General features: G+C 54.5%; 24 protein-coding genes. 14 read left to right on the top strand and 10 right to left on the bottom strand.

Translation table 11 applies throughout. The annotated features are described in order from the left end of the window. Positions 1–34: 34 nt before the first annotated feature. From plsY to IT971_RS09055, 4 genes are all read right to left on the bottom strand, one after another. Positions 35–682: a glycerol-3-phosphate 1-O-acyltransferase PlsY gene (plsY, locus tag IT971_RS09040; RefSeq protein ID WP_175494885.1), complete on the bottom strand. Its 648-nt coding sequence runs from the start codon at positions 680–682 to the stop codon at positions 35–37. Between the two features lie 2 nt (positions 683–684). Next, on the bottom strand, positions 685–2,022 hold the full coding sequence (locus IT971_RS09045; protein ID WP_110252312.1) for a dihydroorotase family protein: 1,338 nt from the start codon (positions 2,020–2,022) through the stop codon (positions 685–687). Next, positions 2,019–2,978, bottom strand: a complete 960-nt coding sequence (locus IT971_RS09050) for an aspartate carbamoyltransferase catalytic subunit (RefSeq protein ID WP_110252313.1) — start codon at positions 2,976–2,978, stop codon at positions 2,019–2,021. The genes IT971_RS09045 and IT971_RS09050 overlap by 4 nt, the downstream gene beginning before the upstream one ends. 140 nt (positions 2,979–3,118) lie before the next feature. Continuing rightward, positions 3,119–4,042, bottom strand: coding sequence for an AEC family transporter (locus IT971_RS09055; protein WP_063092953.1), 924 nt, complete (start codon positions 4,040–4,042; stop codon positions 3,119–3,121). 255 nt (positions 4,043–4,297) lie between these two features. Between IT971_RS09055 and IT971_RS09060 the strand changes: the two genes are divergently transcribed. Beyond that, positions 4,298–5,125 carry a VOC family protein gene (locus IT971_RS09060; RefSeq protein ID WP_063092954.1) on the top strand — a complete coding sequence of 276 codons (828 nt, stop codon included), beginning with the start codon at positions 4,298–4,300 and terminating at the stop codon, positions 5,123–5,125. A gap of 56 nt (positions 5,126–5,181) precedes the next feature. Here IT971_RS09060 and ruvX read toward each other — a convergent pair whose 3' ends face one another. Beyond that, positions 5,182–5,712: a Holliday junction resolvase RuvX gene (gene ruvX / locus IT971_RS09065; RefSeq protein ID WP_063092955.1), complete on the bottom strand. Its 531-nt coding sequence runs from the start codon at positions 5,710–5,712 to the stop codon at positions 5,182–5,184. A gap of 282 nt (positions 5,713–5,994) precedes the next feature. Between ruvX and gatC the strand changes: the two genes are divergently transcribed. Genes gatC through gatB form a run of 3 tightly spaced genes read left to right on the top strand, consistent with a single transcriptional unit; the run spans position 5,995 to position 9,221 of the window. Next, the gene (gene gatC / locus IT971_RS09070; RefSeq protein ID WP_007089905.1) at positions 5,995–6,285 is read left to right on the top strand and encodes an Asp-tRNA(Asn)/Glu-tRNA(Gln) amidotransferase subunit GatC; all 291 of its coding nucleotides are present in this window, start codon (positions 5,995–5,997) and stop codon (positions 6,283–6,285) included. Next, on the top strand, positions 6,285–7,763 hold the full coding sequence (gene gatA / locus IT971_RS09075; RefSeq protein ID WP_063092956.1) for an Asp-tRNA(Asn)/Glu-tRNA(Gln) amidotransferase subunit GatA: 1,479 nt from the start codon (positions 6,285–6,287) through the stop codon (positions 7,761–7,763). Before gatC ends, gatA begins: the two co-directional genes overlap by 1 nt. Positions 7,764–7,766: 3 nt before the next feature. Next, positions 7,767–9,221 (top strand): Asp-tRNA(Asn)/Glu-tRNA(Gln) amidotransferase subunit GatB, encoded by a 1,455-nt coding sequence (gatB, locus tag IT971_RS09080; protein WP_037987559.1) that lies wholly within the window; start codon positions 7,767–7,769, stop codon positions 9,219–9,221. 177 nt (positions 9,222–9,398) lie between these two features. On the opposite strand, the gene IT971_RS09085 is transcribed toward gatB, so the two are convergent. Further along, positions 9,399–9,833 carry a helix-turn-helix domain-containing protein gene (locus tag IT971_RS09085; RefSeq protein WP_037987558.1) on the bottom strand — a complete coding sequence of 145 codons (435 nt, stop codon included), beginning with the start codon at positions 9,831–9,833 and terminating at the stop codon, positions 9,399–9,401. A 653-nt stretch (positions 9,834–10,486) separates the two neighbouring features. On the opposite strand from IT971_RS09085, the gene IT971_RS09090 reads away from it, so the two are divergent. Further along, positions 10,487–12,151: a methyl-accepting chemotaxis protein gene (locus IT971_RS09090; protein ID WP_063092957.1), complete on the top strand. Its 1,665-nt coding sequence runs from the start codon at positions 10,487–10,489 to the stop codon at positions 12,149–12,151. 200 nt (positions 12,152–12,351) lie between these two features. On the opposite strand, the gene IT971_RS09095 is transcribed toward IT971_RS09090, so the two are convergent. Beyond that, positions 12,352–13,110 (bottom strand): helix-turn-helix domain-containing protein, encoded by a 759-nt coding sequence (locus tag IT971_RS09095; RefSeq protein WP_063092958.1) that lies wholly within the window; start codon positions 13,108–13,110, stop codon positions 12,352–12,354. Positions 13,111–13,245: 135 nt separating this feature from the next. Here IT971_RS09095 and IT971_RS09100 point away from each other — a divergent pair, with 135 nt between their 5' ends. After that, on the top strand, positions 13,246–14,451 hold the full coding sequence (locus tag IT971_RS09100; RefSeq protein ID WP_063092959.1) for an MFS transporter: 1,206 nt from the start codon (positions 13,246–13,248) through the stop codon (positions 14,449–14,451). A 66-nt stretch (positions 14,452–14,517) separates the two neighbouring features. Here the strand turns inward: IT971_RS09100 and IT971_RS09105 are convergent, their stop codons facing one another. Further along, entirely contained in the window at positions 14,518–14,718 is a 201-nt protein-coding gene (locus tag IT971_RS09105) for a heavy-metal-associated domain-containing protein (RefSeq protein ID WP_007089898.1), read from the bottom strand. A gap of 70 nt (positions 14,719–14,788) precedes the next feature. Beyond that, positions 14,789–15,469, bottom strand: a complete 681-nt coding sequence (locus IT971_RS09110; RefSeq protein WP_063092960.1) for a type 1 glutamine amidotransferase domain-containing protein — start codon at positions 15,467–15,469, stop codon at positions 14,789–14,791. A 110-nt stretch (positions 15,470–15,579) separates the two neighbouring features. On the opposite strand from IT971_RS09110, the gene IT971_RS09115 reads away from it, so the two are divergent. Both IT971_RS09115 and IT971_RS09120 read left to right on the top strand, forming a co-directional pair. Beyond that, a complete protein-coding gene (locus IT971_RS09115; protein WP_007089896.1) occupies positions 15,580–16,491 on the top strand; it encodes a LysR family transcriptional regulator in 912 nt (303 codons plus the stop codon). A gap of 78 nt (positions 16,492–16,569) precedes the next feature. Then, positions 16,570–17,148, top strand: a complete 579-nt coding sequence (locus tag IT971_RS09120; protein ID WP_007089895.1) for a thymidine kinase — start codon at positions 16,570–16,572, stop codon at positions 17,146–17,148. 60 nt (positions 17,149–17,208) lie between these two features. Here the strand turns inward: IT971_RS09120 and IT971_RS09125 are convergent, their stop codons facing one another. Next, positions 17,209–17,835, bottom strand: coding sequence for a LysE/ArgO family amino acid transporter (locus IT971_RS09125; RefSeq protein WP_063092961.1), 627 nt, complete (start codon positions 17,833–17,835; stop codon positions 17,209–17,211). A 283-nt stretch (positions 17,836–18,118) separates the two neighbouring features. Here IT971_RS09125 and IT971_RS09130 point away from each other — a divergent pair, with 283 nt between their 5' ends. From IT971_RS09130 to IT971_RS09155, 6 genes are all read left to right on the top strand, one after another. Further along, positions 18,119–19,018 (top strand): LysR family transcriptional regulator ArgP, encoded by a 900-nt coding sequence (locus IT971_RS09130; RefSeq protein ID WP_063092962.1) that lies wholly within the window; start codon positions 18,119–18,121, stop codon positions 19,016–19,018. A gap of 151 nt (positions 19,019–19,169) precedes the next feature. After that, the gene (locus IT971_RS09135) at positions 19,170–20,456 is read left to right on the top strand and encodes a paraquat-inducible protein A (RefSeq protein ID WP_063092963.1); all 1,287 of its coding nucleotides are present in this window, start codon (positions 19,170–19,172) and stop codon (positions 20,454–20,456) included. Then, entirely contained in the window at positions 20,453–22,138 is a 1,686-nt protein-coding gene (locus IT971_RS09140) for an intermembrane transport protein PqiB (RefSeq protein ID WP_037987548.1), read from the top strand. The genes IT971_RS09135 and IT971_RS09140 overlap by 4 nt, the downstream gene beginning before the upstream one ends. 14 nt (positions 22,139–22,152) lie before the next feature. Next, complete coding sequence (locus tag IT971_RS09145; RefSeq protein WP_158526650.1) at positions 22,153–22,755, top strand: membrane integrity-associated transporter subunit PqiC; 603 nt, start codon at positions 22,153–22,155, stop codon at positions 22,753–22,755. A 277-nt stretch (positions 22,756–23,032) separates the two neighbouring features. Continuing rightward, on the top strand, positions 23,033–24,721 hold the full coding sequence (locus IT971_RS09150) for a hypothetical protein (RefSeq protein ID WP_063092965.1): 1,689 nt from the start codon (positions 23,033–23,035) through the stop codon (positions 24,719–24,721). A gap of 164 nt (positions 24,722–24,885) precedes the next feature. Then, positions 24,886–25,926, top strand: coding sequence for a GlxA family transcriptional regulator (locus IT971_RS09155; RefSeq protein ID WP_082822700.1), 1,041 nt, complete (start codon positions 24,886–24,888; stop codon positions 25,924–25,926). Positions 25,927–25,947: the final 21 nt, after the last annotated feature.

Below are 25,947 nucleotides of genomic sequence, written 5' to 3' on the forward strand. Positions count from 1 at the left end.
CAGAACGGGTTTTCTTTCGTCCAGTAACCTGAATTTATTCTTCGCTGGCAGTCGTGGCTTCTTTTTTCTTCTGGCCGATTTTCGGCTCTTCGCCTTTAAGAAGGCGGCGGATATTGCTGTGATGTGCAGCCCAGACAATCACCGCAAGGAAGATTGCAAGCCATCCGGCACCGGGATCATTGGCGATCAGGAAGGCCGCAATCGGGGCGGCAATCATCGCAATCAGGGCCGAAAGCGATGAAATGCGGAAAATCAGCGCCATGACAAGCCACGTCGCTGCCGCGACAACCCCCATGATCCAGTTGACCGCAACAAGGGTCCCAAGGGTGGTGGCAACACCCTTGCCGCCCTTGAAACGCAGCCATACGGGGAACATGTGCCCGACAACCGCGGCACCACCAGCAAAAATACCGGCCTCGGCATTGACAAAATGGGTAAATAGCAGGGCTGCTGCCGCACCCTTGCCGACATCGCCGACAAGTGTCAGGAATGCCAGAAATTTGTTGCCGGTACGCAGTACGTTGGTCGCACCAATATTGCCCGATCCGATCTTGCGGATATCGCCAAGTCCGGCCATCCGCGTCAGAACCAGACCAAACGGGATCGAGCCCAGCAGATAACCGCAAACGGTCGCAATCTGCAGCGACATCAGGGTTGCCTTGTAAGTGGCATCAAGTTCCATATTCACGCGCCTTCCGCGACAGAGGGATCGGCAAAAACCTCGCGACCATCAATGATGGTGCGCAGGACACGGCCTTGGGTAAGACGGCCGTCAAATGGCGAGTTTTTCGATTTTGACTCGAACTGATAAGGATCGATCTTCCACGGGCGATCCGGATCAAACAGCACCAGATCGGCTGCCGTCCCGATTTCAAGCGTACCGGCACCCTTGATGCGTACCAGTCCTGAAGGGGCGGTTGTCAGCTTGGTAATCACATCAAGCATCGACATGTGCCCGTTATGATAAAGCTCCAGCGTGATCGGCAGAAGTGTTTCAAAACCAACACCACCGGCGGCTGCTTGTGCAAAGGGCAGGCGTTTGGAGTCAACATCCTGCGGATTATGATCGGAGGCGATGGCATCAATCGTGCCATCGGCAAGGCCTGCCACAATCGCCTGACGGTCGTCTTCGGACCGAAGTGGGGGCGACAGCTTGGCAAAGGTCCGGTAATCCGAAACCGCATTTTCGTTAAGCGCAAAATAGAACGGGGCGGTATCGCACGTGACCTTAAGGCCGCGTTTCTTGGCCTTGCGGATCACCTCGACGGACTCTCCTGTCGAGATATGGGCAAAATGCAAACGTCCGCCCGTCATTTCAACCAGCCGCAAATCGCGCTCTATCTGCATGACTTCCGCAAGGGGTGATACACCGCTAAGACCAAGGCGCGTGGCAAGTTCGCCACTATTCATCGACGCCCCCCTGGAAAGTTCCGGTTCCTCGGGATGCTGGACAATCATGCCGTCAAAGAAAGTCGAATAAGATAGCGCCTGTCGCAGCAACCGGGCACTGGCGATGGTTTTCACGCCATCGCAAAACGCTACCGCGCCGGCCTGATGCAAAAGGCCCATCTCGGTGATTTCGCCACCCTCAATGCCCTTTGATACCGCGCCATAGGCAAAAACTTTGGCCAAGCCAACCTTGCGTGCCCGGCGTGCGATAAATTCGACACCGGCCACATCGTCAATTACCGGATCGGTATTGGGCAGGGCGATGATTGTGGTGATCCCGCCAGCTGCCGCCGAACGACCGGCGGTTTCGATGGTTTCCTGATGTTCGAACCCCGGATCGCGCAATTGCGCGCGCATATCGACAAGCCCGGGCGCAAGACACGCACCCGCAGCATCAACAATCTCGCAATCCTTGGGCAGGTTTTCGCGGGTGACCTGCGCACCGCAATCGATGATCTTGCTGTTTTCAATCAGGATGCCGCCCGTACTGTCGGTCTGTGCCTCCGGGTCAAGCAAACGGGCATTGATGATGGCCTTACGGCCCGTACCCTTTACGCGAATGGCTGGGGTCATGCCTGGCCTCCTGCCTGTCTGTGGTTCTGGACCAGCAATTCAAGGGCGGCCATGCGCACCGCAACCCCCATTTCAACCTGTTCGCGGATGACGGATCGTTCGACGTCGTCGGCGACTTCGCTGTCGATTTCGACCCCGCGATTCATCGGGCCGGGATGCATGATCAGCGCGTCGGGCTTGGCATTGGCAAGCTTGGCGCGATCAAGGCCATGGAAATGGAAATATTCGCGGACCGACGGGATAAAGCTTCCTTCCATGCGTTCAAGCTGAAGGCGCAGCATCATGACGATGTCGCAATCCTTAAGACCTTCTTCCATGTCATGGAAAATCTCGACCCCCATCCGGTCGATCTTTGACGGGATCAGGGTCGGCGGCGCGACAAGGCGCACGCGCGATCCCATGGTATTAAGCAGCAGGATATTGGACCGGGCGACGCGCGAATGCGCGATATCGCCGCAGATCGCGACATTAAGCCGATGCAGGCGGCCCTTGTGGCGGCGGATGGTCAGCGCATCAAGCAACGCCTGTGTCGGGTGCTCGTGGCGGCCATCCCCGGCATTGAGAACCGCACAATTGACCTTTTCGCTCAGAAGCTTGACCGCACCGCTGTCACCGTGACGGACCACAAGTGCATCGGGGTTCATGGCATTCAGCGTCATTGCCGTATCAATCAGGGTTTCACCCTTTTTGACCGAACTGGTGCCGACCGTCATGTTGATGACCATCGCCCCCAACCGCTTGGCGGCAAGTTCAAACGATGTCAGCGTTCTGGTCGAATTTTCATAGAACAGATTGACGACCGTGGCCCCGGCAAGAATGTTACTGGTCTTGTCTGCGGTGCGGTTCTTTTCCGCATAATGCTGGGCACGATCAAGAATAAGGGTGATTTCCCCCGGGGTAAGACCTTCGATACCGAGGAGGTGAGGGTGCGGATAGTGATCCGCCGCTGGTCCCATGACACTCATGGCGTTGCACATATTCCTTAAATGGTATGGGCAGAATTTCGCGCGGAGCATACCCAATTGCCCCTGCCACGGAAAGTTAAAATATTGCCCCAACATCCTGACCGAATGGTCAATATTTCGCTTGGTTTAAATCACACCACATGCAGCAAAACCGCAAGGATCGGGATGCTGACAATCGCGACAAGCGTGTGAACCGTAATGATGCTGGCCATCATCTGGGCGTCACCACCCATCAGGCGCGCCAGCACAAACGCACTCGCCGAACAGGGCAATCCGGCATACAGCACAACCGCCGCCAGTTCGACCTGCGGCAGGCCGAGCAAAAGGCAAAGCCCCGCTGCAATTGCCGGGCTGATGACAAGTTTGCCCAGCGTGGAAAATCCGACCGACCCCCCGGCGCGTCGTGCCGCCGAAAGATCAAGCCCCGCACCAACCGCCAGAAGCCCGATCGGCAATGCCGCACGCCCCAGAACTTCCAGAAACGGTCCAAGCACTGGCGGCAGGCCAAATCCCGTCATATTGATCCCAATGCCAAGAACACACGCCATCAGCAACGGATTGCGCAGAACATCGCGCAAAAGCGATACCGCGCCGGGCGTGCGGTCATTATCCCCCCAATGTGCGCAGGCCAGAACCGAAAGCACATTGACCGTCGGCACGACAAGGGCAACGCAAAGGGCCGTTACCGTCAATCCGGCTTCGCCCAGAAGGGCCGCGGCAACGGCAAGTCCGATATAGGTATTGGGCCGGATGGCGCCCTGAAACAGAGATGAAAACGCCGGATTGCCGACTTTCAGAACCGGCTTGGCGATCAGGATAAGAACGGTACATATGAAAACCGTGCCCAGCATCGCAGTCGCAATTCCCGCTAGTGGCAGGCTGCCCAGATCGGCGCGCGCTGTATTGGAAAACAGCAATGCCGGGAATGTCACATAATAGGTCAGCTTTTCCGCCCCTGGCCAGAACGCATCAGGCAGGAATTTGCGTTGCCGCAGGATGAAGCCCAGCACGATCAGGGCAAAGGTCGGTATCAGGGCGGACAGGATGGCTAACATGGGGCGCTTTCGAAAATATCTTGCCGCACGATGGGGCAGTTATTAATCGGTTGTTATGTGATTTGCTGTGATGGTTTGCATTGTAACAGTCCGGCCTGACGTCGTATTGACAAGACTGCCTGTTTCATTGCACGGACATCCTGTGATAATGGATGTCGCTCAGATAATGCGTTCAACGCACTGATTTATCAATTGAAAGAAATTCCTGCGCTGTGACCTGCCGCGCCAAACAGGAATGCAATCAGGGGAAAGCCCATGAGTCGCGCAATCGATCATCTGGTTCTGTGTGTCAATGATCTTGATGCGGCCTGCGATGCCTATCGCAAGCTGGGTTTTACCGTCACCCCGCGTGCCAATCATCCGTTTGGCACCGGCAATGCCCTGATCCAGCTTGATGGCATGTATATCGAATTGCTTGCCGTGATCGAGCCGGAAAAAATCGCTGAAACCGATCTTGCCGCGCCGTTCTCCTTCCCGATTTATAACCGCGATTATCTGCGTCAGCGCGAAGGCATGTCGATGCTGGCGCTGCAATCGCGCGATGCGGAAAAAGACCGGGAGGATTTCATTGCCGCGGGTGCCGCCGTGCCCCGTGTTTTCAAGTTCGAACGCGAAGCAACCCGCCCGGATGGTTCGCTTACCGATCTGGCCTTTTCGCTGGCCTTTGCCAATCATCCGCTGTTGCGCCATGCGGTGACCTTTGTCTGCCAGCATCGACATCCGCCTCAGAATTTCTATTATCCGGAATATCAAAACCACGCCAACGGTGCCTATGCGATTGGCAAGGTATTCCTCACGCATTGGGCGGCGGACGCGGTTACGGATTTCGTCGAAGAAATCGGAACCGAGAAGATCGTCACAGCTCTGCATAGTGATGAAATGGTCACCCGGTTCGGAATTGACGACCCGGCTTTCCCTACCGATGGCTTTGCCGGTTATGAAATCATCGTCAACACGCTCGACACGATTGCCCAAGCCGCCCAGTCCATGGGGGCAATCCATAAAAAGGGCCGTCTGATCCTGCCGCCCTCGAAATTTTTCGGAACACTGATTGTTTTTACGGCCAAAGGAAAAGCCGCCTGAACAAACAGGCGGCTGATCGAAAACTCTGAAACCAAGTGGTTTCGTTTGGCTGAAAATCAGGCTTCTTCGTCACCAAATTCATCTTCATCATCGTCGTCATCAGGGTTTGCGCCCGGATCGGTATGAAGATTAAGGTTATCAAGCGCACCTTGCAGGATATAGGCCGCAGCCGTTTTATCGACGACCTGCGCCCGGCGTTTGCGCGTCATGTCGACATCTTCAATCAGGATGCGTTCAACCGCATTGGTCGAAAGACGTTCATCCCAAAGCAGGATCGGCAGATCGATATAATTCTGCATTTCGTCCACAAAGGCATAAACCCGGTGGCATGCCTTGCCGACCGTGCCGTCAAGTTCACGCGGAAAACCGATGATGATGCCGCCGACATTCTGCTTGGTGACGATTGCCGAAAGTTCGGCAATATCACGCGTGAATTTCTTGCGCGAAATCAGCGAATAGGGGGACGCGATCTGTAGCCCGACATCCGAAAGGGCCACGCCAATGGTTTTGGTGCCGAGATCCAGCCCCAAAACGCGTGCTGCCGGTGTTAGAAACCGCAGCAATTCCTGTGTGTCATTGCAAATCATGGCGACCTTATAGGTGCGTTGCCCAAAAAACGCCAGCGCATTTCAACCGGCGAAACGCAATACTGACATGCCTGAAACGTCGGTGAAAGCATGGCTTTGCCCCTGATGCCAGCCATGATCGGGCGGCATCTTTCCCAACAGTTGGAAAAGTTGCCGAAATTGGCTGTCTCCGGCCCTTGCGGCGGGGGCGGCGGGGTGCTAGTTTCCGCGCTGTAATTTCAGGTTCCGGCAGGCTGACTGCTTGCCGGGTGTTTTGTCATTCCTTAAGAGAGACTTTCATCCATGTCGTCTTTGGATAAGGAAACAGTTCGCAGGATCGCCTTTCTGTCGCGTATCAACGTGTCCGAAGAAGGGCTTGGCGAACTGGCGGGAGATTTGACCCGTATCCTCGATTTCGTCGAGGAACTGCAAGAAGTTGATGTCGAGGGTTGTGATCCCCTGACGTCGGTTGCCGATCTGACCCTGCCGATGCGCAAGGACGAAGTCACCGATGGCAATATCCAGCAAAAAGTGCTGTCAAACGCACCGATGACCGATGCTGGCTGTTTTGTTGTGCCGAAGGTGGTTGAATAATGACTGATCTGACAAATCTGACGCTTGCCGAAGCCCGTGACGGGCTGGCAAAGGGCGATTACACGTCGGTCGAACTGACCGAAGCCCACATCAAATCGATGGAAGCGCACCGTAATCTGAACGCTTACATCACCGAAACCCCGGACAAGGCCATCGACATGGCCAAGGCTTCCGATGCCAAGCGCGCCAAGGGTGACGCGGGCAAAATGGAAGGCCTGCCGATTGCGATCAAGGATCTTTTCTGCACCGAAGGTGTCCAGACGACCGCAGCCTCGCACATTCTTGAGGGGTTCAAACCGGAATATGAATCCACCGTCACCACCAACCTGTTTGGTAACGGTGCGGTGATGCTGGGCAAGGCCAACCTTGATGAATTCGCCATGGGGTCGTCCAATACGTCGTCCTACTATGGCAATGTCATCAACCCGTGGAAGGGCAAGGATGGCAAGGATCTGGTTCCGGGGGGCTCGTCCGGTGGTTCGGCGGCTGCTGTTGCTGCGGGCATGGCGCTGGCGGCGACCGGTACCGATACCGGTGGCTCGATCCGTCAACCGGCATCCTATTGCGGTATTGTCGGCCTGAAGCCAACCTATGGCCGTTGCTCGCGCTGGGGCATTGTCGCCTTTGCAAGCTCGCTTGATCAGGCTGGTCCGATGACCAAGACCGTTCGCGACGCTGCGATCATGCTGGGCGCAATGGCCGGACACGATGCCAAGGACAGCACATCCGCCCCGGTAGCGGTTCCTGATTTCGAAGCTGCTCTTACGGGGGATATTCGCGGCATGAAAATCGGTATTCCCAAAGAATACCGTGTCGATAACATGCCCGAAGAAATCAACAAGCTTTGGGATAACGGTATTGCGATGCTGCGTGATGCGGGTGCCGAAGTGGTCGATGTGACCCTGCCGCACACCAAATACGCGCTCGGCACCTATTATATCGTTGCCCCGGCCGAGGCATCCTCGAACCTTGCGCGTTATGACGGCCTGCGTTACGGCCAGCGCGTCATGGACGAAGGCGACAGCCTGGACGACATGTATATGAAGTCCCGTGCGGCCGGTTTCGGCAAGGAAGTCCAGCGCCGCATCATGATCGGCACCTATGTGCTGTCGGCTGGCTACTATGACGCCTACTACAACAAGGCGCTCAAAGTCCGTCGTCGCATTTACGAGGATTTCGCAACCGCATTTGGCACCGTTGATGCCATTCTGGCACCGACCGCTCCGTCGGCGGCCTTTGCGATTGGTGAAAACGAAGACGATCCGGTCAAAATGTATCTGAACGATGTCTTTACCGTTCCGGCAAGTCTTGCGGGTCTTCCGGGTCTGTCCGTTCCGACGGGTCTGTCTGCCGAAGGTCTGCCGCTTGGTCTGCAGCTGATTGGTAAGCCGTTTGACGAAGAAACCGTTCTGCGTGTCGGTGGCGTGCTTGAAACTGCCGCCAACTTTACCGCGAAACCGGCCGGGCAGGAGGGCTGATCCATGACCTATATCATCGAAGGTTCAACCGGCCCTTGGGAAATCGTTGTCGGTCTGGAAGTCCACTGTCAGGTGGTTTCCAAATCCAAACTGTTTTCCGGTGCATCGACCACATTCGGTAACGATCCGAACACCAATGTCAGCCTTGTTGACGCGGCCATGCCGGGCATGTTGCCCGTGATCAACGAGGAATGCGTGCGGCAAGCCGTCAAGACCGGTCTTGGCCTTAAAGCCAGGATCAATCTTGAAAGCGTCTTTGCACGCAAGAACTACTTCTATGCCGATCTGCCGCAGGGCTATCAGATTTCACAGTTCGACAAACCGATTGTCGGCGAGGGGACCATTATTCTCGACATGCCTGATGGCTCGACCAAATCGGTTGGCATTGAACGCCTGCATCTTGAACAGGATGCCGGTAAATCGATGCACGATCAGGACCCGAAATATTCGCATATCGATTTGAACCGTTCGGGCGTTGCCCTGATGGAAATCGTGTCCAAGCCTGATATCCGCACCCCGGAAGAAGCCGGCGCATACCTGACCAAGTTGCGCGCGATTGTGCGTTACCTTGGCACATGCGATGGCAATATGAACGAGGGTTCGATGCGTTGCGATGCCAACGTTTCGGTCCGTCGTCCGGGTGCCGAATTTGGCACGCGTTGCGAAATCAAGAACGTCAACTCCATCCGTTATGTGATGCAGGCGATCGAGATCGAAGCAAAGCGTCAGGTCGAAGTCATCGAAGCCGGTGGCGAAATCGTTCAGGAAACCCGTCTTTACGATCCGCGTCTGGGTGAAACCCGTTCGATGCGGTCCAAGGAAATGGCACATGATTACCGCTATTTCCCGGACCCGGATCTGCTGCCGCTAGTATTCGATCAGGCATTCGTTTCCGAAATCGAAAAGACCCTGCCGGAACTCCCGGACGAGAAAAAAGCCCGCTTCATGCGTGAAAACGGTCTGTCGGCTTATGATGCCGGTGTTCTCGTTGCCGATCAGGAAAAGGCCGCCTATTACGAAGTTGTTGCCAAGGGCCGCGATGGCAAACTTGCCGCGAACTGGGTGATCACCAACCTGTTTGGTGCGCTCAACAAGCTGGAAGTTCCCGTCACCGAAAGCCCGGTTACGGCCGAAAATCTCGGCAAACTTCTGGACCTGATTTCGGATGACACCATTTCGGGCCGTATCGCCAAGGACGTCTTTGAAATCATGATCGAAACCGGCAATGATCCGGAAAAGATCGTCGAAGAAAAAGGTCTGAAGCAGATCACAGATACCGGTGCGATTGAAACAGCAATCGACGAAGTCATTGCGGCCAACCCGGACAAGGTTCAGGAAATCCGCGACGGCAAGGACCGCATGCTGGGCTGGTTCGTTGGCCAGGTCATGAAATCCACGGGTGGCAAAGCCAACCCGGGCATGGTCAACCAGATGCTCCGCGACAAAATCCTCGGCTGATTTCAATCATCAGAAGATGTGCAAAAGCCGCCCGTTTCGATCTGAAACAGGCGGCTTTTTGTTGGGTTCTATGTGTCGCTAATCATCTTCAACGTTAATGAGCCAAATGTTGCCTGAAGATTTCATAAAACATATTTTTTGTAGAATTGGGAGGCACCTGAGCTTTTTGTCGTTAAATCACAGATTTGCTGCCTGTAAGAGTAGGTTCAGGTTTCTTGGAGATGGCTCAATACCCCGATCTCTTTCTGCTTGCAGCATTTCATAGCTTAGAACAATAACGCGAGCCGCCTCCGATATGCTCCATGTCCTATTGTTTTGTGAGCGATAGGATTCAATTTCCTCGAGAATCATGCGTATTAAATCGGGGTCAATCACGCGCGCTTGATCCAGCACTTCGCTTCTCAGCATGCTGCCCCTTCCTGTCAGCAGCCAGCTTGCGTCTATGCCCTTATCAACCAGTACAGCCAAAGATGATGCTTTTGGTTCATTTTTGTCCAGCTCGTAACGTTCCCACGATTTGCGTGTAAGTCCGGCAAGGTTTGCTGCTTCCGATGCACTAAGCCCTAGATGCTTTCTTGCCTCTCTTATTCGCTCACTAAGGTTGGTTATCATAACTGCTGTTCCTGTATGGAATTGGAGTGTGAAGAATCAAAAAAACATGAACCTTTGATTTATTTAGATTCTCAAAATTGATACTTTTGGGTTTAATGGTCTAAAAAAATACCACTAAAGGTGTTTTTTCTTGATTTTGGTTCATTTTTGTACCACTGTTTCTCTGTCTTTGATGGTGTGTGCAGAGTGAACTTCAGTGCCAAACTGAAATGATCGCCTGTATCCGTGCATAAGCGATGTTTTGCCCGGGCGATATTTGGCATTCGCGATCTATCTGCGCTTGACTGTTAACTTTCCGACTGGGGTGTTGGTTAATCTCAAGCAAAGTGTGAGACGTGATTATACGCAGCTTGGCGAAGTGCTCAGGATGATCGTCGCACAGTGTTTATTTCCTGTAAGCATTCTGAAACCTTAGAAAACCTTCGTGATGACTTGAGGCAATGTCGCATATTTCATCTCAGGTTGCGTGCGGGCAGGTCATGTTCATTCAAAGCCATTGATTGCATGGGACAATTTTGCTCAGAGCGAAACAGTTTCCTCTGATTGCGGCGTGAAATGAATTCATTCTTTTGTATCAAGGCTCCCTCTAGATGTGTGGTTCTTTTTTGGGGGAACAATACTAAAGGATAGTTATTGGGGTGTGGGGTAGTAATATGGGGCTTCTAAAGCGAATTAAAATTGCCATCAAAGTTGCTGGCGGTTTTGGCGTGATGTTGGTTTTGATGATCACGGTGTCGGCGATCTGCGTTATTGCATTGATGGATGCAGACAGTAATTTCAACGAGTACCGGCAGATTGCACTGCAATCAAACCAAGCTTCACGTGTTCAGGCCAATATGCTTGAAGCTCGTGTCTCGGTTTTGAATTTTCAGATGAGGCAGTCTCCTGAAGCACTTGAAAACGCAAATCAAAGATTGGAAACAACCAAAAAGCTTAACGCCGAATTTTTGTCTCTTGTTAAAGACCCTGACTATCTCGAAAGTGCGAAAGCTGTGGATCAGGATATTGCGGAGTATGCTGCGGCGGTTCGCGCGTTAAGTGCAACCAAGGATACTGCGGAACAACAACGTATCGCTGAAAAGACCCTGAACGTTCTGGGGCCAAAGGTCGCAAGCGACATCGAAGAACTCAAACTGTCCTTCAAAGCCAAACAGGATGAGATTGGTCCTAGAGCAAAAGCAGAAAACGCTTTTGCCATTTCGCTTGCCGCAATTATTTCTGCAATTGCTGTGGTGGTCGGTTTGGCAGCAGCGTGGCTGATCGGTGTTGGTATTTCGCGTCCGATTATTACCATTACAAACGCGATGCGGGTTCTTGCCGGAGGCGACAAAACCGTCGATATCCCCGGACAGGATCACAAGGATGAAATTGGTGATATGGCCAAGGCGGTGCTCGTGTTTAAAGAAAACATGATCAAGGCAGAGGAACTGGCCGCCCAGGAAGTCGAAGCCCAGAAACAGCGTGAATCCCGCGCCAGGTTGATCGAAAAACTGACCGGTGATTTTGAAGGTGATGTATCGGTCGTTCTGAAAACGGTCTCGGATGCAGCGACCGAAATGCAGCATACTGCAACGTCAATGACGGCAACCGCGGAAGAAACCAGTCGTCAGTCAACGGTTGTTGCTGCGGCGGCCGAGCAGGCATCAAATAATGTTCAAACCGTTGCCAGCGCGTCCGAAGAACTAAGTGCATCGATCTCTGAAATCAGCCATCAGGTTACACAGTCATCCCGTGTGGCGGATAAGGCTGTTGTGGAAGCGCAAAGTACGAATGCACAGGTTCGTGGACTTGCAGAAGCGGCTCAGAAAATTGGTGATGTCGTCGGTTTGATCAGTGATATTGCGGCACAGACCAATCTTTTGGCTCTGAATGCCACGATCGAGGCTGCCCGCGCAGGTGAAGCAGGCAAAGGTTTTGCCGTTGTCGCGGCCGAGGTGAAAAACCTTGCTAATGCGACCTCCAAGGCCACCGAGGAAATTACCAATCAGATAACCGCAATCCAAAGCGAAACAGAGGGCGCTGTTGTTGCCATTGATTCCATCGGAACAACCATCACCGAAATCAGTGAAATTGCATCGGCAATAGCCAGTGCGGTTGAACAGCAAGGTGCCGCAACCGATGAAATCAATCGGAACGTCCAGGAGGCTTCTGCGGGTACCGGCGAAGTAACGGCCAATATTCACGGTGTCAACCAAGCCGCGGCATCAACCGGGGCTGCGGCCGAGCAAGTTCTTTCTGCCTCAAATAATATGTCTCAGCAGGCAGATATCCTGCTTCAGAAAGTCGAAGCTTTCTTGTCGGCGGTAAAGGCTGCTTAGGCTGTCTGCTGCGTTTCGCCAAGGCTCGGCGCTGATATGGTATTATGAATGCCACCGATCTTGTTTCGGCGTTATCTTTCAATGGTTAAGCCTGATTTAGCATGCGGGCTTAACCATTTTTCTATGTGCAATTTGCTTGGTGCCCGATGAAGTGATCCTGATGTTCCATTTTTTTGTAAGCTCAGAGGCGAAATATTTTCCTATGTGCCCGCAGTCCGGTAATCGCGCGGTGATGCGCCAAGGATGCGTTTGAACATGTTGCTGAACGCGGCGGGATTGTCATAGCCAAGGTCCATCGCAATCGTTGTCACGGCTTCGCCGGCGGCCAGTCTTGGCAGGGCGGCTAGGATGCAGGCCTGTTGACGCCATTCGACAAAGCTTGATCCGGTTTCCTTGCGAAACTGCCGGGTAAAGCTTCGGCGGCTCATGCCCAGATGATGGCACCAGTCATCGATGGTTTCATGCGGGGTTGGCGATGCCAGAAAGGCACGGCATTTTTCCCGTAATGCGGCCTGTTCCGGTAGCGGAAGCGACAGTGGCAGGACCGGCAACCGTTTGATTTCATGTTCGATCAGCGCCATCAGCGCCCCATCACGACCCGCCATATCATATTCCGCCGGGACGGCAACCGCTTCGATCAGTAAATGACGCATCAGCGATGAAATGCCGACCACCTTGCACTGGTTGTCTGTCGCGCCCAGCCGGTCCGGGCGCAGATAAAGCGAGCGCATTTTGACATCGCCAAACAGGCGGACCTCGTGGATGACCCCGGCGGGGATCAACATGCCGCGCTGGGGCGGCATCATCCATGCGCCGTGCGGGGTTGATGCCATCAAAACCCCGGTCATGCCATATAGCAACTGATCGCGATCATGGCGATGGGCGGCAATCACATGACCATCGGGATAATCCGTCCCCAATGCGATAATCGGTCTTGGAACTTCGCGAAATGATGACATCGATGCCTGTCTTGCGTGATTGGCCCAGTCTCGTAATAAATTGACCCTAACGCGGTGGTGGGCCGTTTTGCAATTTTTATAATGATGATCAACGCACCAAGGCGTGCGTTTAATGTCATTTCAACGAGGTCCCCGATGAACGAAGCCGTTCTCAACCGACCGCAAGTCTCCCGAACCGTTTTGCCGGTTCTGGGTGCGGCCAGTTTCTGCCATTTGCTGAACGATATGATCCAGTCGCTATTTGTCGCGGCTTATCCGGTGTTCAGGGGCGGCTTTGATCTATCGTTTGCGCAGCTCGGTCTATTGACCCTGACCTATCAGGTGACGGCATCGTTGCTGCAGCCCTTTATCGGCCATTTCACGGACCGTCGACCGCAACCTTATTCCTTGCCATTCGGCATGGGGATGTCGATGGCGGGGCTTTTGGTTCTGTCCTCGGCAACCAGTTTTGCGGTGCTGCTTATGGGCAGTGCGATGCTGGGTGTGGGATCGTCGATCTTTCACCCGGAATCCTCGCGTCTGGCGCGTCTGGCATCGGGCGGGGCGCATGGCTTTGCGCAGTCGCTGTTTCAGGTGGGCGGCAATGTCGGTTCAGCCATCGGGCCGTTGCTGGTGGTCGCAGTGGTTTTGCCGCACGGACAGGGCAGTCTGGCATGGTTTGCCTTTGCTGCATTGGCCGGTGTTGTGATCCTGACGCTGCTCGGGCGTTGGTATAAACGCAACGGCCATGCCGTGCGGCGCCCGCGTGTTGTTCATCTGGCGGCAAATCTTCCGGCCCGACGCCAGGTGATTGGCGGCCTTCTGGTTCTGTTCTGTCTGATGCTGTCGAAATGGTTCTATCTCGCCAGCTTCACCAGCTATTACGTGTTTTACCTCATGGAAAAATTCCCGCTCTCCGAAGGCGATGCGCAGATTTATCTGTTCATTTTCCTGGCCTCGGTTGCGGCGGGAACCCTGATCGGCGGATCGGTCGGCGACCGGATTGGCCGCAAAAAGGTGATCTGGGGATCGATCCTTGGAGCACTGCCCTTTGCAATGATCCTGCCCTATGTCGGGTTGGGGGCAACCGTGATGCTCTCGATTGCCATCGGTCTGATCCTGTCATCGGCATTTTCGGCGATTGTTGTCTATGCGCAGGAACTTGTGCCGGGACGTATTGGCATGATTTCCGGTCTGTTCTTTGGCCTGGCCTTTGGGCTTGGCGGGATTGGTGCGGCCATTCTTGGCGTGATGGCTGATCATTTCGGGCTGGGGCTGGTCTATCAGGTTTGCGCATGGTTACCGGCCATTGGTTTCCTTGCGATTTTCCTGCCTGATATCGAACATGTCGACAAAGCCTGAATGCGGGAAACCGAAACGCAAAAGACCGCCCATCGGGGCGGCCTTCCGCGTGGATATCTTGATCGATCAGGCCAGTTCGCGGGCCGGATAACCGGCATCGTCAATGGCGGCGATCAGGGCTGCGACATCGGGATTGCCGGTCACGGTTACTTCGCCCTTTGCAAGGTCGATATCGGCTTTTTCAACCCCCGAAACGCCCTCGACAGCTTTGGTAACAGTGGCAGCGCAATGGCCGCAGCTCATTTCATCGACTTTCAGTTTCAGCATTCCGGTTGCTCCGTCAGGTTGGATTCGATAATCCGACTATGGGGCTTCCAGTTGCTGGAAGGTCAAGCGATTATTTACCAAGCAGTTTGATAACCTCATCTGCGGCCGCATCGCTGGATGCAGGGTTCTGGCCAGTTACCAGTTTGCCATCGACAACCGCATGGGACGCCCACATGTCAGCGCGTTCATAAAGGCCGCCCTGTTTGGTGAATTCGTCCTCAATCAGAAGCGGGACGACCTTTTCAAGGCCGACGGCCTTTTCTTCGTCATTGGTGAAGCCGGTGACTTTTTTGCCCGCCACCAGCGGCTTGCCGTCTTTGGTTTTGGCATTCACGAATGCTGCCGGGCCGTGGCAGACAGCGGCCACCGGTTTGTCCTGTGCGACGAATGCCTCGATCAATGCGATGGATTTGGCATCAATTGCCAGATCCCAAAGCGGCCCGTGACCGCCGGGATAAAACAGCGCGTCGTAATCATTGGCTTTCAGGCCATCAAGCTTCACGGTGTTGGCGAATGCCTTCTGGGCGTCGGCATCACCTTCAAACCGTTTGGTCGCCTCGGTCAGGGCATCGGGAACCTGGCTGTTGGGATCAAGCGGCGGCTGACCACCCTTGGGGGATGCCAGCGTGATATCGGCACCGGCATCGCGGAACCGGAAATAGGGGGCGGCAAGTTCTTCCAGCCAGATACCGGTTTTATGGCCGGTATCGCCCATTTTGTCGTGGGACGTCACAATCATCAGAATACGCATCGTTTTGGTCCTTGATATGTGAATAGGATTTGCACCAAGGATAGAATGCTGATCTAATTTGCGGAAGATCGAAGAATTGGACAGATTGTCAAATTAAATGAGCATATAAAATGTCGGCACTGGATGAAGTTCGGGCAATGATGATTTTCGCCCGTGTGGTCGAGGATGGCGGGTTTTCTGCCGCAGCGCGCAAGATGGGGCTGAGCCGTGCTGCGGTGTCTCATCAGATCAGGCAGCTTGAAGCCAAACTTGGCGTGCCGCTGCTTCGGCGCAGCACCCGCAATTTCAGCCTGACCGATGCCGGAACGCGTTATTACGACAGTTGCCGGACGATTGCGCTGGAGGCTGAGGCCGCCCGCAAGCGGGTCGAAGTCATGCGTGACGAGCCGGTCGGCAAGATATCGATTACTTCATCGGTGCATCTGGGCACACTTCGGATCGTGCCGATCCTTGACCGGTTTCGCCAGACCTATCCGGGGGTGGCGATTGATGTTCATCTGTCTGACGAGGTTGTCGATCTGATCGGGCGGGGGATTGATATTGGCATCCGGTCCGGGCCGCTTAAAAGCTCGGAGCTTAAAAGCTTCAAGCTCTATCAGACCCACCGGATCATTGCGGCGTCGTCGGGGTATGTTGCACGGGTGGGCTTGCCCGAAACCCCCGAACAGCTCGCCGATCATGACTGGGTGATGTATAGCCGGGTTCCCGAAACCCTGCGCCTGATCTGCGATGATCAGGAAAAATCCATTCGGGTATCGGGTAGTGTCCGGGTTGATAATGCAACCGCCCGTCTGCAATTCCTGCGTGGCGGGCACGGGCTTGCGGTTGTGCCGTTTTGCGATATTGCCGATGAAATTGAGCGCGGCGATGTCGTGCATGTTCTGCCGAACTGCAAATTGCCCGATCTTGAAGTTTTTGCCGTCTTTCCGGCCGGTGTGACGCGCAGTGCCAAAATCCAGTCGCTGCTTGATTTCATGCGCCGCGAACTGCGCGATATCGATATGGGTCGCAATGGCGGATAACCGTTTTTGGCTGCCGTTGTCATATTGATCAATCCCGATTGATCGGCTATTCCCCAATAACGATTTTCGGGGGAAACCATGGCCAAGCTGTTCTTTTATTATTCGTCGATGAATGCGGGCAAATCGACGACGCTTTTGCAATCGAGCTTCAACTATCAGGAACGCGGCATGCAGACGCTTCTGCTGACCGTGGCGTTTGATGATCGTTTCGGTGTCGGCAAGATCGCATCGCGCATTGGCCTTGAAGCCCCGGCCGTCTTGTTTGACGGCAATACCGATCTTTGCGCCCTGATTGGGGAAAAGCTTGATGAAGGCCGGATTGATTGCGTGCTGGTGGACGAGGCACAGTTTCTGACCAAGGATCAGGTCTGGCAGCTTTCCGATGTCGCCGACAAGCTTGGCGTGCCGGTGCTGTGTTATGGCATCCGTACCGATTTTCAGGGGCAGCTTTTCGAAGGCTCGAAATGGCTTCTGGCCTGGGCGGACAAGCTAAGCGAACTTAAGACAATCTGTCATTGCGGACGCAAGGCCGGGATGGTTCTGCGCGTTGATGAAAACGGCAATACGGTGCGCGAGGGGGCCCAGGTCGAAATCGGTGGCAATGATCGCTATGTCTCGGTCTGCCGACAGCATTTCAAGGAAGCGATGGGCAAATAAGCCGCCCGAATCCCTATTTTTCACAAAAAATGTTTAATCACATCGATTATTCATTTTTACTCAGGAATAAATCAGGGACGTGATTTCCGGTGCGATCAGCGTGTAAGCCACCAGCCACATCACCGCACAGGTGACCCCATCAATGATTTTCCACGTGATCGGCCGCGCCACATAGGGGGCCAGCCACGCCGCGCCCAGCGCGATGGCAAAGAACCAGACGAAGCTTGCGCTCATCGCGCCAAGCGCAAAGGTCAGCCGTTCGTCGGCGGGGAATTGCCCGCCAATCCCGCCCAGCATGACAACGGTATCAAGATATACATGCGGGTTCAGGAGGGTCACGGCAAGCGCCGTCGACAGAACTGCCTTCCAGCCCGCCTGCCTGACATCGCTTTCTGACAGGGTTTCGGTTTCAAACAGACGCCTGAGCGCTGCAAACCCGTACCAGATCAGGAAGGCCGCACCGCCCCACGTCGCGATTTTGGTCAGGATCGGGTAGGTGGCAACCAACGTTCCCAGACCGGCAACACCGGCTGCGATCAGGATGGTATCACATAGCGCGCAGACAAATGCCACCATCACCGGATGGTTGCGACGCAACCCTTGCCCGAGAACAAAGGCATTCTGCGCGCCAATGGCAATGATCAGTCCGCCGCCAAGGCCAAATCCGGTCGCAAAAGTCAGAAGCATTTTTCATCCCGCAAAATCGCTGTTGATGGGGCAGGGATAGCAGTTTTAAGAAATAAGAAAATCGAATTATCATGATATAGTATTAGTAAATTTTATGATTAGAATGCGCGAGGCAGCGTATGGCCAGCCCCGTTACCATTCGGCTCTGTTTAAGCAGCTCAGCAATACAGTAGTTAGTTGTGCCGACAGGTGCTGCTGTCCTGATAGGGGTGATGCATCCTTGGATGTTGATGATGCATCTATGAATAGGTGTGCGGCTGGTGGATGAGGCAGTGACAATAAAATGATCGATTACAAGCTGTTACAAGCCAGCGCCGAGGTGATCCGTCATGGCAGTTTTGAGAAGGCGGCGCGTGATCTTGGTCTGACGCAGTCGGCGATATCGCAGCGGGTCAAGTTGCTGGAAGACCGGCTGGGGCAGCCTTTGATCATCCGGTCCAAACCGATTGCCGCGACCGATGCCGGAAAGCGGCTTTTGCAGCATTATCAGCGGGTCAGCCTGCTTGAGCAGGAATTATATGATGAACTGCCAAAGCTGCATTCGGTCAGCCGTTTCGGCCAGATCGCGATTGCGGTCAATGCCGACAGTCTGGCGACATGGTTTGTCAATGTGCCCAAGACGCTGTTTGATGAGCTTGACCTGCTGGTGCATCTGACGGTCGAGGACGAGGCACTTAATCACGAGGCACTTCAGGCCGGCACCGTGCTGGGTGCGGTCAGTTTGCGGCCCGATCCGATACAGGGGTGCCGGGTGCGGCCACTGGGCGCGATGCGCTATATCATGGTGGTGTCGCCGGAATTCCGCGACCGGTACTTTGCCGATGGTGTAACGGCGGATGCTTTGCGATCCTGCCCGGCGGTGAATTTTTCACGCTATGACGAATTGCAAAACCAGTTTTTAAACCGGTATTTCGGATTGGTGCCGGGCGAGTTCCCGGCCCATACGATGCCAAGTTCACAAGGTTTCGTTACCGTGGCCGAGCAGGGTATCGCCTATGCCGTGGTTGAGGAGCATCAGGCGGCGGAGGGTTTACAGAGCGGACGGTTGGTGCAGCCATGCCCGCATGTAATCGAACGGCCGCTTTATTGGCATCACTGGAATATGCAAAGTGGATTGCTGTCGCAGGTTAATGAGATCGTTCTGGGTGAAGCGCGCCATTATTTGCCCCAAATCGGGAACTAAAGGGTTGGGATCGCGTTTGTTTTCGGGTTTGGCGATATGGCATGCCCACCCATTGGCTTTGCCAATCGGATTTGACAGGGGATGAATTCTGCCGCTTACTCATATGACTTCCAGATTGTGCGCTAATGCCTTATGGAAACAGGAAGATTGAATGCCGCATCGCCTTGTTGCCTGTGAACATTGCGATTACCTGCATGTCGAAGACGACATTCCACCGGGCTTTGTGGCACGTTGCATCCGGTGCGGGTCGCCCTTGTATGAGGCGCAGAAGGGTACGGTTGAACGGCCTCTGGCCTTTGCCATTACAGCATTTGTCCTGTTTCTGATTGCCAATTCATTTCCGATCCTGACCTTTGCCATGGAAGGACGCACCGAAAGCAATACGTTGCTGAGCGGGGTTGTGACCTTCTGGCAGGAGGGGTTCCCGTTTCTGGCCTTTATGGTCGCGTTGACGTCGATTGCTGCCCCGCTGATGCTGATCGGGGCTTATATCTATGTGCTCGCGCCGCTTTATTTCGGGTTCGTGGTGCCGGGCTTGCGGGCAGTCTGGCGTGTTTTGGCTGTTATTCGGCCTTGGTCGATGCTTGATGTGTTTCTGATCGGACTTCTGGTCGCGCTGACCAAGCTTACGGATTTTGCCGATGTCATTGCCGGGCCTGCCTTTTATGCAGTTTGCTTTCTGATCCCGACGACATTGCTGATGAGCACGACGCTGGATCCAAGGACGATCTGGCGGCGACTGGCGCCGGAAAATTTGCGCTATGCGACGTTAGAGGATCTGGAAGAATTGCGTGTCGGTACCGGGCAGGAGAAGGCAACAGGCTGGATGACCTGCGAGATCTGTGCGTTTGTCGTAACGGACAGTGCCGCACGGGAAACCGGAGGCAAATGCCCGCGTTGCGGGACGCATCTGCATCATCGCAAGTCGGGCAGCCTGTCGCGGGCCTGGGCACTGCTGGTGACAGCGGTCGTTTTTTATATCCCGGCCAACATTTTTCCGATCATGACGATCACCTATCTGGGGCGGGCGGAATCCGATACGATCCTTTCCGGGGTGGTGGTGCTGTTGCAATCCGGGCAATGGCCGATTGCGATTGTTGTCTTCACCGCCAGCATCGTGGTGCCGATCATGAAGATTGTCCTGCTTGGCTGGGTTTATGCCGCAACGGGTTTGGGGCTTGCCGGGCCGCTTCGCGAACGGACATTGATCTATCGCGTGACCGAACTGATCGGGCGCTGGTCGATGATTGATGTGTTTATGGTGTCGATACTGGCAGCACTTGTGAAATTGGGTAATATTGCAACCGTCGCACCGGGTTTTGGTGCTGTGGCCTTCTGTGCCGTGGTCATTATGACCATGCTGTCGGCAATGGCATTTGATCCGCGGCTGATCTGGGATCGGGCGGGAATGCAAAAGGAACAGGGGATGTCATCATGACGGACGACACCAGCCGGAATGCCGGTCAGGGGCAGCCAGGCAGGCCCGATGTGAAAAAGGCATTTCAGAACCTGCCGGTCATCTGGATCGTGCCGATTGTCGCGTTAATCATCGGCGGTTGGCTTTTATGGCGCGATGCGGCAGCCAAAGGACCAGAAGTTACCGTGACGTTCGAAACGGCCGAGGGACTGACCGCGGGCAAAACCGCCGTGCGGTATCGTGATGTTGATGTCGGACAGGTTACCGAAATCAATCTGAGCGAGGATTTCGGGCATGTGGTTCTGACGATGCGGATGAATTCGGATTTTGAACCCTATCTGACCGATAAAACCAAATTCTGGGTGGTACGCCCGCGCGTTTCCGCACAGGGGATTTCCGGCCTTCAGACCATCGTTTCAGGGGCTTATATCGAAGCGGTTCCAGACAGGTCTGGCCAAGAGGCCCGCGAGTTTACCGGATCGGAAGAACCGGAATATGTGCCTGATGGATCGGACGGAACACGGTTTATCCTGATGGCGGAGGAACTTGGTTCAGTCGCGTCGGGAACGCCGGTTCTTCTGCGCGGGGTAGAGGTTGGCGAGGTCCTTGATACCAATCTGGATTCCGCGGCCGAAAAGGTGTCGATCCCGATCTATGTCCGCAAGCCGTTTGATGGATTGGTCAAGCGCGATACGCGTTTCTGGAATTCCAGCGGCATCAGTCTTGATCTGAATGCGGAAGGCGTATCGGTGCGTGCCCAATCTGTTCGATCAGTTTTGGCCGGTGGCATCAATTTCTATACGCCTGACGAAAGCCTGAATTCGGAAACAGCGAAACCCGATACGGTGTTCCGGTTAAACGACAGCCGTAAACAGGCGGAAATTCTGGCGTATGGCATCACGCAGAAATACATGCTGTATTTCGATTCCTCTGTACGCGGGCTTTCGCCCGGCGCGCCGGTTGAATTCAATGGCATTCGCGTCGGCACGGTCAACAGCGTCAATCTGGAATATGTCGTTCCCAATCAATCGTTCCGGGTGCCTGTTGAAGTGACGCTGGAGCCCGAACGGGTGCAAATGGTCGGCAATCAGGACACCGCCGATGTCGATTATGCGAAGATCATGGATGTTCTGGTCGAACGTGGTTTGCGGGCACGTCTGAAAACCGGGAGCTTTATAACCGGCCAGCTGTTTGTTGATCTGGGCATGTATCCGGTGACGCCGCCCCGCTATCTGGGCGATGCGCAGGGGAAAATTCCAGAATTGCCGACATTGCCGCAAAAGATCGATGAGATCAGCAATTCCCTGTCCTCGTTGCTTGAAAAGGTTGAAACATTCCCGATTGAGGAAATCGGCATTCGACTGTTGGGGACTGTCGAGGGGATGGAGAACATTGTTACATCGCCTGCGATCATTGAGAGCATGGATAGCCTGAAACAGGCAGCTGCCGGGGTGAACCAGCTTGTGACGAACCTTGATACCAGCGTGTTGCCAGCCACTCAGAAGGCGCTGGAATCCGCGCAGGTTGCACTTGGCGGTGTACGTGACGTGACATCGCCGAATTCGCCGATCCGCTATAATTTTGAGGAAACTCTGAAAGAGCTTTCGGCGGCAGCCAGGTCGTTGCGGGATCTGGCCGATTTCCTTGAACAAAATCCGAATGCTCTGATCCTGGGCAAACCGGGCCGCCGGGAGGAAGAATGATGCGGGAAATGCAAATGAAACCGAAAACAACGGCGACAATTCGCAAGCGACTGATCGCGGGGGTGTTATTGGCATCGCTTGGCTTCCTGTCCGCGTGCAGCACACCGGTTCAGGAACGTTATTATCTGTTATCCCCCGACGATGTTGCAGCCCCGTCGGGGGCCACCCGAACGGCGGTGATGGGGGTGGGACCGATAACCATCCCAAGCCATCTTGATCGCAGCCAGATTGTGACGCGCAGTAGTGACAACCGGCTGGTGATCAACCAGTTTGATCGCTGGGCCGAGCCGCTGGATGAAAACATTCAGCGGGTGTTGATCGAAAACCTTGACCATCGGTTGAGCCCGCAGCGGATCGAGACATTCCCGTGGAACTCGCGCGACGGGGTTGTCTGGCAGATCGTGGTCGATCTGGGACAGTTCGAACGTCAGCCGGACGGTTCGGTGCAGATCGCAGCGCGCTGGAAAATTGTCAATTTCAATTCGGGTGAAACCGCCGTATCCGAACGGTTTACCGATTCCGTGGTTCCCAAGGATACAACAACCGAGGCAACTGTCGCTGCCATGAGTGTCCTTTTGGGGCGGCTTAGTGATTCTATTGCCCGGTCGTATCGCTGAGTTCTCGTCAAAGCAGAACTTGGATAGGGTCCTTAAATCAACGTGTATGCATCTATGGTTGTATTAATGGCGTCGCATGTGTTTTGGATTGCGTTTTCTGTCGCGCAATACGGGGATTTTTGGGCTCATTTGAGAAGTTCGAATTCGCCCTATTGTTTTCAGCATCAGAATTGCCTTATAAAGAAGTATAAATATAAAAAAAACGGGACACGCGCCTGACTGAGAAATGGCATGCAAATGCCGCCCCAAACAGGAAGTTAGGGAGCCAGTGCGCGTTATGTCGGATACGACGTTTGAAGTACGAGTCCAGCGTGGGGAACGCTGGATCATTCATTCGACCTTTGATGTCGAGAAAGAGGCGGTTAACGAAGCTGAGAAGCTTTTAAAGACCAAGATCTCTGCGGTTCGGGTTGTTCGTGATTGGGAACGCGCCGACGGTCGTCATATTGAAAAGGTCCTTCTGGAAAAACAGGGTGCTGGTGAAGACGACGACAAGGATGTTCGTGTCTCAGCCATTGAAGATGCACCGCTTTGTGATTCCGATAACGACCTGTTGCAGTCGGAAAGCCGCGCGACGATCAATCGTCTGCTGCGCAAATATTTCGAACAGGAAATCCTGACACCTTGCGAGGTAATGTATAATTACCAGAACCTGCGCAAATTGATGTTCCACGATACATTAATGCCGACCGCAGTGGACAAGGTGGCTGGCATTCATGCCAAGGCGACCGACGGCGACCATATTGAGGCCATGAACAAGCTGCATGGCGCGATTGAACAGTTGGCTGCCCGTGCGCGCGAGGTTGAAAAGGTCGACCTGCCGGCGTTTGAAGATGCGACCATTTCCGAAGTTCGTGACGAAATTCGCCGTCTGAACCTTGCGGAGGATACCGACTTCCTGACGATGGTTGCGCTTACGCGCGTTCTATCATCAAGCCGCAACTGGGTGGGTAAGCTTGATCTGGCGCTGAAGGTCAAGGGGGACGAGAAAGACGAGGCAGCGCGTAAGCTGCTTGACGATGTTATTGCCGATATCCTTGGATCGCCGGTGGCGCTGAAAGAACTGCTTGGCAGTTCGCGAAGCTTTGGCGACGCGGTTATCCTGCATATTGATCTGGCGATGGGGCGTGCACACGGCAATCGCGGGGCGGCGGATGATATTCTTGAACTGCTTAACCCGCTGTTCGGGTCGGGATTGCTTTCGACATCGCAGGATGCGCTGTTTGACTATATCGTTCGCGAGTTGCGCAGTGCAAACAGCCTGACCCGTCATGAAGGGGATCATGATCCGCTGGTCGGTATTCTGGATCGTCTGATTAGTGAGAAGGGGGTCGTTTACGGCGCACCGATGGTAACGGCCATTGCCGAGCGTGGCGCACGTCTGCGAAATGTTGGCGGCCCACGGGCATTGATTGACGGTGTTGCAGAAATCAACGGCCGCATGGGGCCGAATTGCCGCAAGATGGCCTGGCTTCTGGCGGTTGTTAATTCGGGGATTGTCGAGGATTTTGGCGAAGAAGTTTTCGACATGCTGATGGATACGGTCAAGGATATGCGGGCATTGCGCGCTTTCTGCGACAGTGAAGCCAAACCGCGCGACAAGATGGCGACGGTCACGGTGATGAATGATGCGCTTCAGGCATCGAACCTTTCCGACGAGCAGAAACAACGCATTGGTGACAAGCTGGACGAGGGACTGGCCGATTATCTGGTGCGTGAAAAGGTGATCGAGCGGATCGACAATCCGTCGCTTCATCTGCGCAAGCGCGCCTATATGCTGGTGCAATTCTGTTCGAGTGGCGTTCTGATCGAAGGCAAATCGGCATCGATGGCGCGAAAAAGGGTCGTCGGATATTTGAAGCAGCCCAATTTCACCGACAAGCTGGTTGATGACATCAAGGACATGACGGCCAAGGAAGGCACGATTCGTGACTTCTATGCCCTGCTGCAGCGAAGCGGTTTTTAGGGTGGCTGAACCCGGGGTTGGTGGGGAGACGCAGTAAAAACTGCGAAGCGACACACCCCGCGAAGATTGTTGCAGCATATGCTGTGGCAAGATTCGTGGGGTGTTTGTCATTGTTGCCATTCGTTTCGTGAGGCATGCTGCATTCCTGATTAAAGGGGATCGCCATGCCAGAGCGCATTACCAACACCACAAGCATCAGAATGATTGCCTGTTTTGCCTTTGACGATGTCATGAGTCTTGATGTTGTCGGGCCCTTACAGGTTTTTGCATCCGCCAATGCCGAGCTGGAGCGGCAGGGGCGTGAACGCGACTATGAGGTGCTGGTGATTGCCGATGCGGCAGGGCCTGTGCCGACATCGGGCGGTTTCAGGCTGTATGCCGATCTGGATTGGCGGGAGTTGGAGCTGCAAGCGACCGATACGGTGCTGATTGCGGGGGGCGATGGTGTCAATCGGGTGCGCGAGCGGCGGGATATACTGGATTGGCTGGTGCAGGTCGAAATGTGCGTGCCAAGGCTTGGTTCGGTTTGTTCCGGAGCGTTGATCCTTGCCGAGGCAGGATTGCTGGACGGGCGTCTGGCAACCACGCATTGGTCGCGATGTGATGAGATGCGCAAATGTTTCCCCAAGGTCGATGTGATCGAAGATCGTTTGTACAGTTATGATGCGCACGGTCTGGATGGTGATCCGCATATCTTTACGTCGGCCGGGGTGACGGCGGGTATTGATCTGGCGCTAGCACTGGTGGAGGCGGATCACGGGCGGGTAATTGCCCTTGCCGTAGCACGACGTCTGGTGATGTTCTTAAAACGGCCGGGCGGGCAGGCACAGTTTTCTGCCTATCTGACACCCGCCATCGGAACCACGGCACAGCTTGTCGGATTGCTGGAATGGATACCGGCCAATCTGGATGGTGATCTGTCGCTGGAAGTTCTGGCAAATCGTGCGGGAATGTCGGCACGGACATTTTCACGGGTATTCACCCGTGATCTGGGCATGACACCGGCACGTTATGTTGAACGGGTGCGGGTCGAAGCCGCGCGCGTCCTTTTGCAGGATGATGGCATGACGGTGACGCGTGTGGCGCGGCTTTGCGGTTTTGGCCATCCGGAAACCCTGCGCCGGGCCTTTCAACGCCATTTATCTGTCAGTCCGCAGGAATATGCTGATCGTTTCGGACGAAGGCCGGTGGCCGTTCCGATTTAGGTGAACGGCGAAGATATTTTC

The sequence above is a fragment of the Thalassospira sp. B30-1 genome, assembly GCF_015767575.1.
Taxonomy (GTDB): Bacteria; Pseudomonadota; Alphaproteobacteria; order Rhodospirillales; family Thalassospiraceae; genus Thalassospira; species Thalassospira xiamenensis.

Bases quoted from the DNA above. Each gene is read 5' to 3' on its own strand.
- plsY (WP_175494885.1), bottom strand. From the start codon at position 682: ATGGAACTTGATGCCACTTACAAGGCAACCCTGATGTCGCTGCAGATT.
- IT971_RS09045 (WP_110252312.1), bottom strand. From the start codon at position 2,022: ATGACCCCAGCCATTCGCGTAAAGGGTACGGGCCGTAAGGCCATCATC.
- IT971_RS09050 (WP_110252313.1), bottom strand. From the start codon at position 2,978: ATGGGACCAGCGGCGGATCACTATCCGCACCCTCACCTCCTCGGTATC.
- IT971_RS09055 (WP_063092953.1), bottom strand. From the start codon at position 4,042: ATGTTAGCCATCCTGTCCGCCCTGATACCGACCTTTGCCCTGATCGTG.
- IT971_RS09060 (WP_063092954.1), top strand. From the start codon at position 4,298: ATGAGTCGCGCAATCGATCATCTGGTTCTGTGTGTCAATGATCTTGAT.
- ruvX (WP_063092955.1), bottom strand. From the start codon at position 5,712: ATGATTTGCAATGACACACAGGAATTGCTGCGGTTTCTAACACCGGCA.
- gatC (WP_007089905.1), top strand. From the start codon at position 5,995: ATGTCGTCTTTGGATAAGGAAACAGTTCGCAGGATCGCCTTTCTGTCG.
- gatA (WP_063092956.1), top strand. From the start codon at position 6,285: ATGACTGATCTGACAAATCTGACGCTTGCCGAAGCCCGTGACGGGCTG.
- gatB (WP_037987559.1), top strand. From the start codon at position 7,767: ATGACCTATATCATCGAAGGTTCAACCGGCCCTTGGGAAATCGTTGTC.
- IT971_RS09085 (WP_037987558.1), bottom strand. From the start codon at position 9,833: ATGATAACCAACCTTAGTGAGCGAATAAGAGAGGCAAGAAAGCATCTA.
- IT971_RS09090 (WP_063092957.1), top strand. From the start codon at position 10,487: ATGGGGCTTCTAAAGCGAATTAAAATTGCCATCAAAGTTGCTGGCGGT.
- IT971_RS09095 (WP_063092958.1), bottom strand. From the start codon at position 13,110: ATGTCATCATTTCGCGAAGTTCCAAGACCGATTATCGCATTGGGGACG.
- IT971_RS09100 (WP_063092959.1), top strand. From the start codon at position 13,246: ATGAACGAAGCCGTTCTCAACCGACCGCAAGTCTCCCGAACCGTTTTG.
- IT971_RS09105 (WP_007089898.1), bottom strand. From the start codon at position 14,718: ATGCTGAAACTGAAAGTCGATGAAATGAGCTGCGGCCATTGCGCTGCC.
- IT971_RS09110 (WP_063092960.1), bottom strand. From the start codon at position 15,469: ATGCGTATTCTGATGATTGTGACGTCCCACGACAAAATGGGCGATACC.
- IT971_RS09115 (WP_007089896.1), top strand. From the start codon at position 15,580: ATGTCGGCACTGGATGAAGTTCGGGCAATGATGATTTTCGCCCGTGTG.
- IT971_RS09120 (WP_007089895.1), top strand. From the start codon at position 16,570: ATGGCCAAGCTGTTCTTTTATTATTCGTCGATGAATGCGGGCAAATCG.
- IT971_RS09125 (WP_063092961.1), bottom strand. From the start codon at position 17,835: ATGCTTCTGACTTTTGCGACCGGATTTGGCCTTGGCGGCGGACTGATC.
- IT971_RS09130 (WP_063092962.1), top strand. From the start codon at position 18,119: ATGATCGATTACAAGCTGTTACAAGCCAGCGCCGAGGTGATCCGTCAT.
- IT971_RS09135 (WP_063092963.1), top strand. From the start codon at position 19,170: ATGCCGCATCGCCTTGTTGCCTGTGAACATTGCGATTACCTGCATGTC.
- IT971_RS09140 (WP_037987548.1), top strand. From the start codon at position 20,453: ATGACGGACGACACCAGCCGGAATGCCGGTCAGGGGCAGCCAGGCAGG.
- IT971_RS09145 (WP_158526650.1), top strand. From the start codon at position 22,153: ATGAAACCGAAAACAACGGCGACAATTCGCAAGCGACTGATCGCGGGG.
- IT971_RS09150 (WP_063092965.1), top strand. From the start codon at position 23,033: ATGTCGGATACGACGTTTGAAGTACGAGTCCAGCGTGGGGAACGCTGG.
- IT971_RS09155 (WP_082822700.1), top strand. From the start codon at position 24,886: ATGCCAGAGCGCATTACCAACACCACAAGCATCAGAATGATTGCCTGT.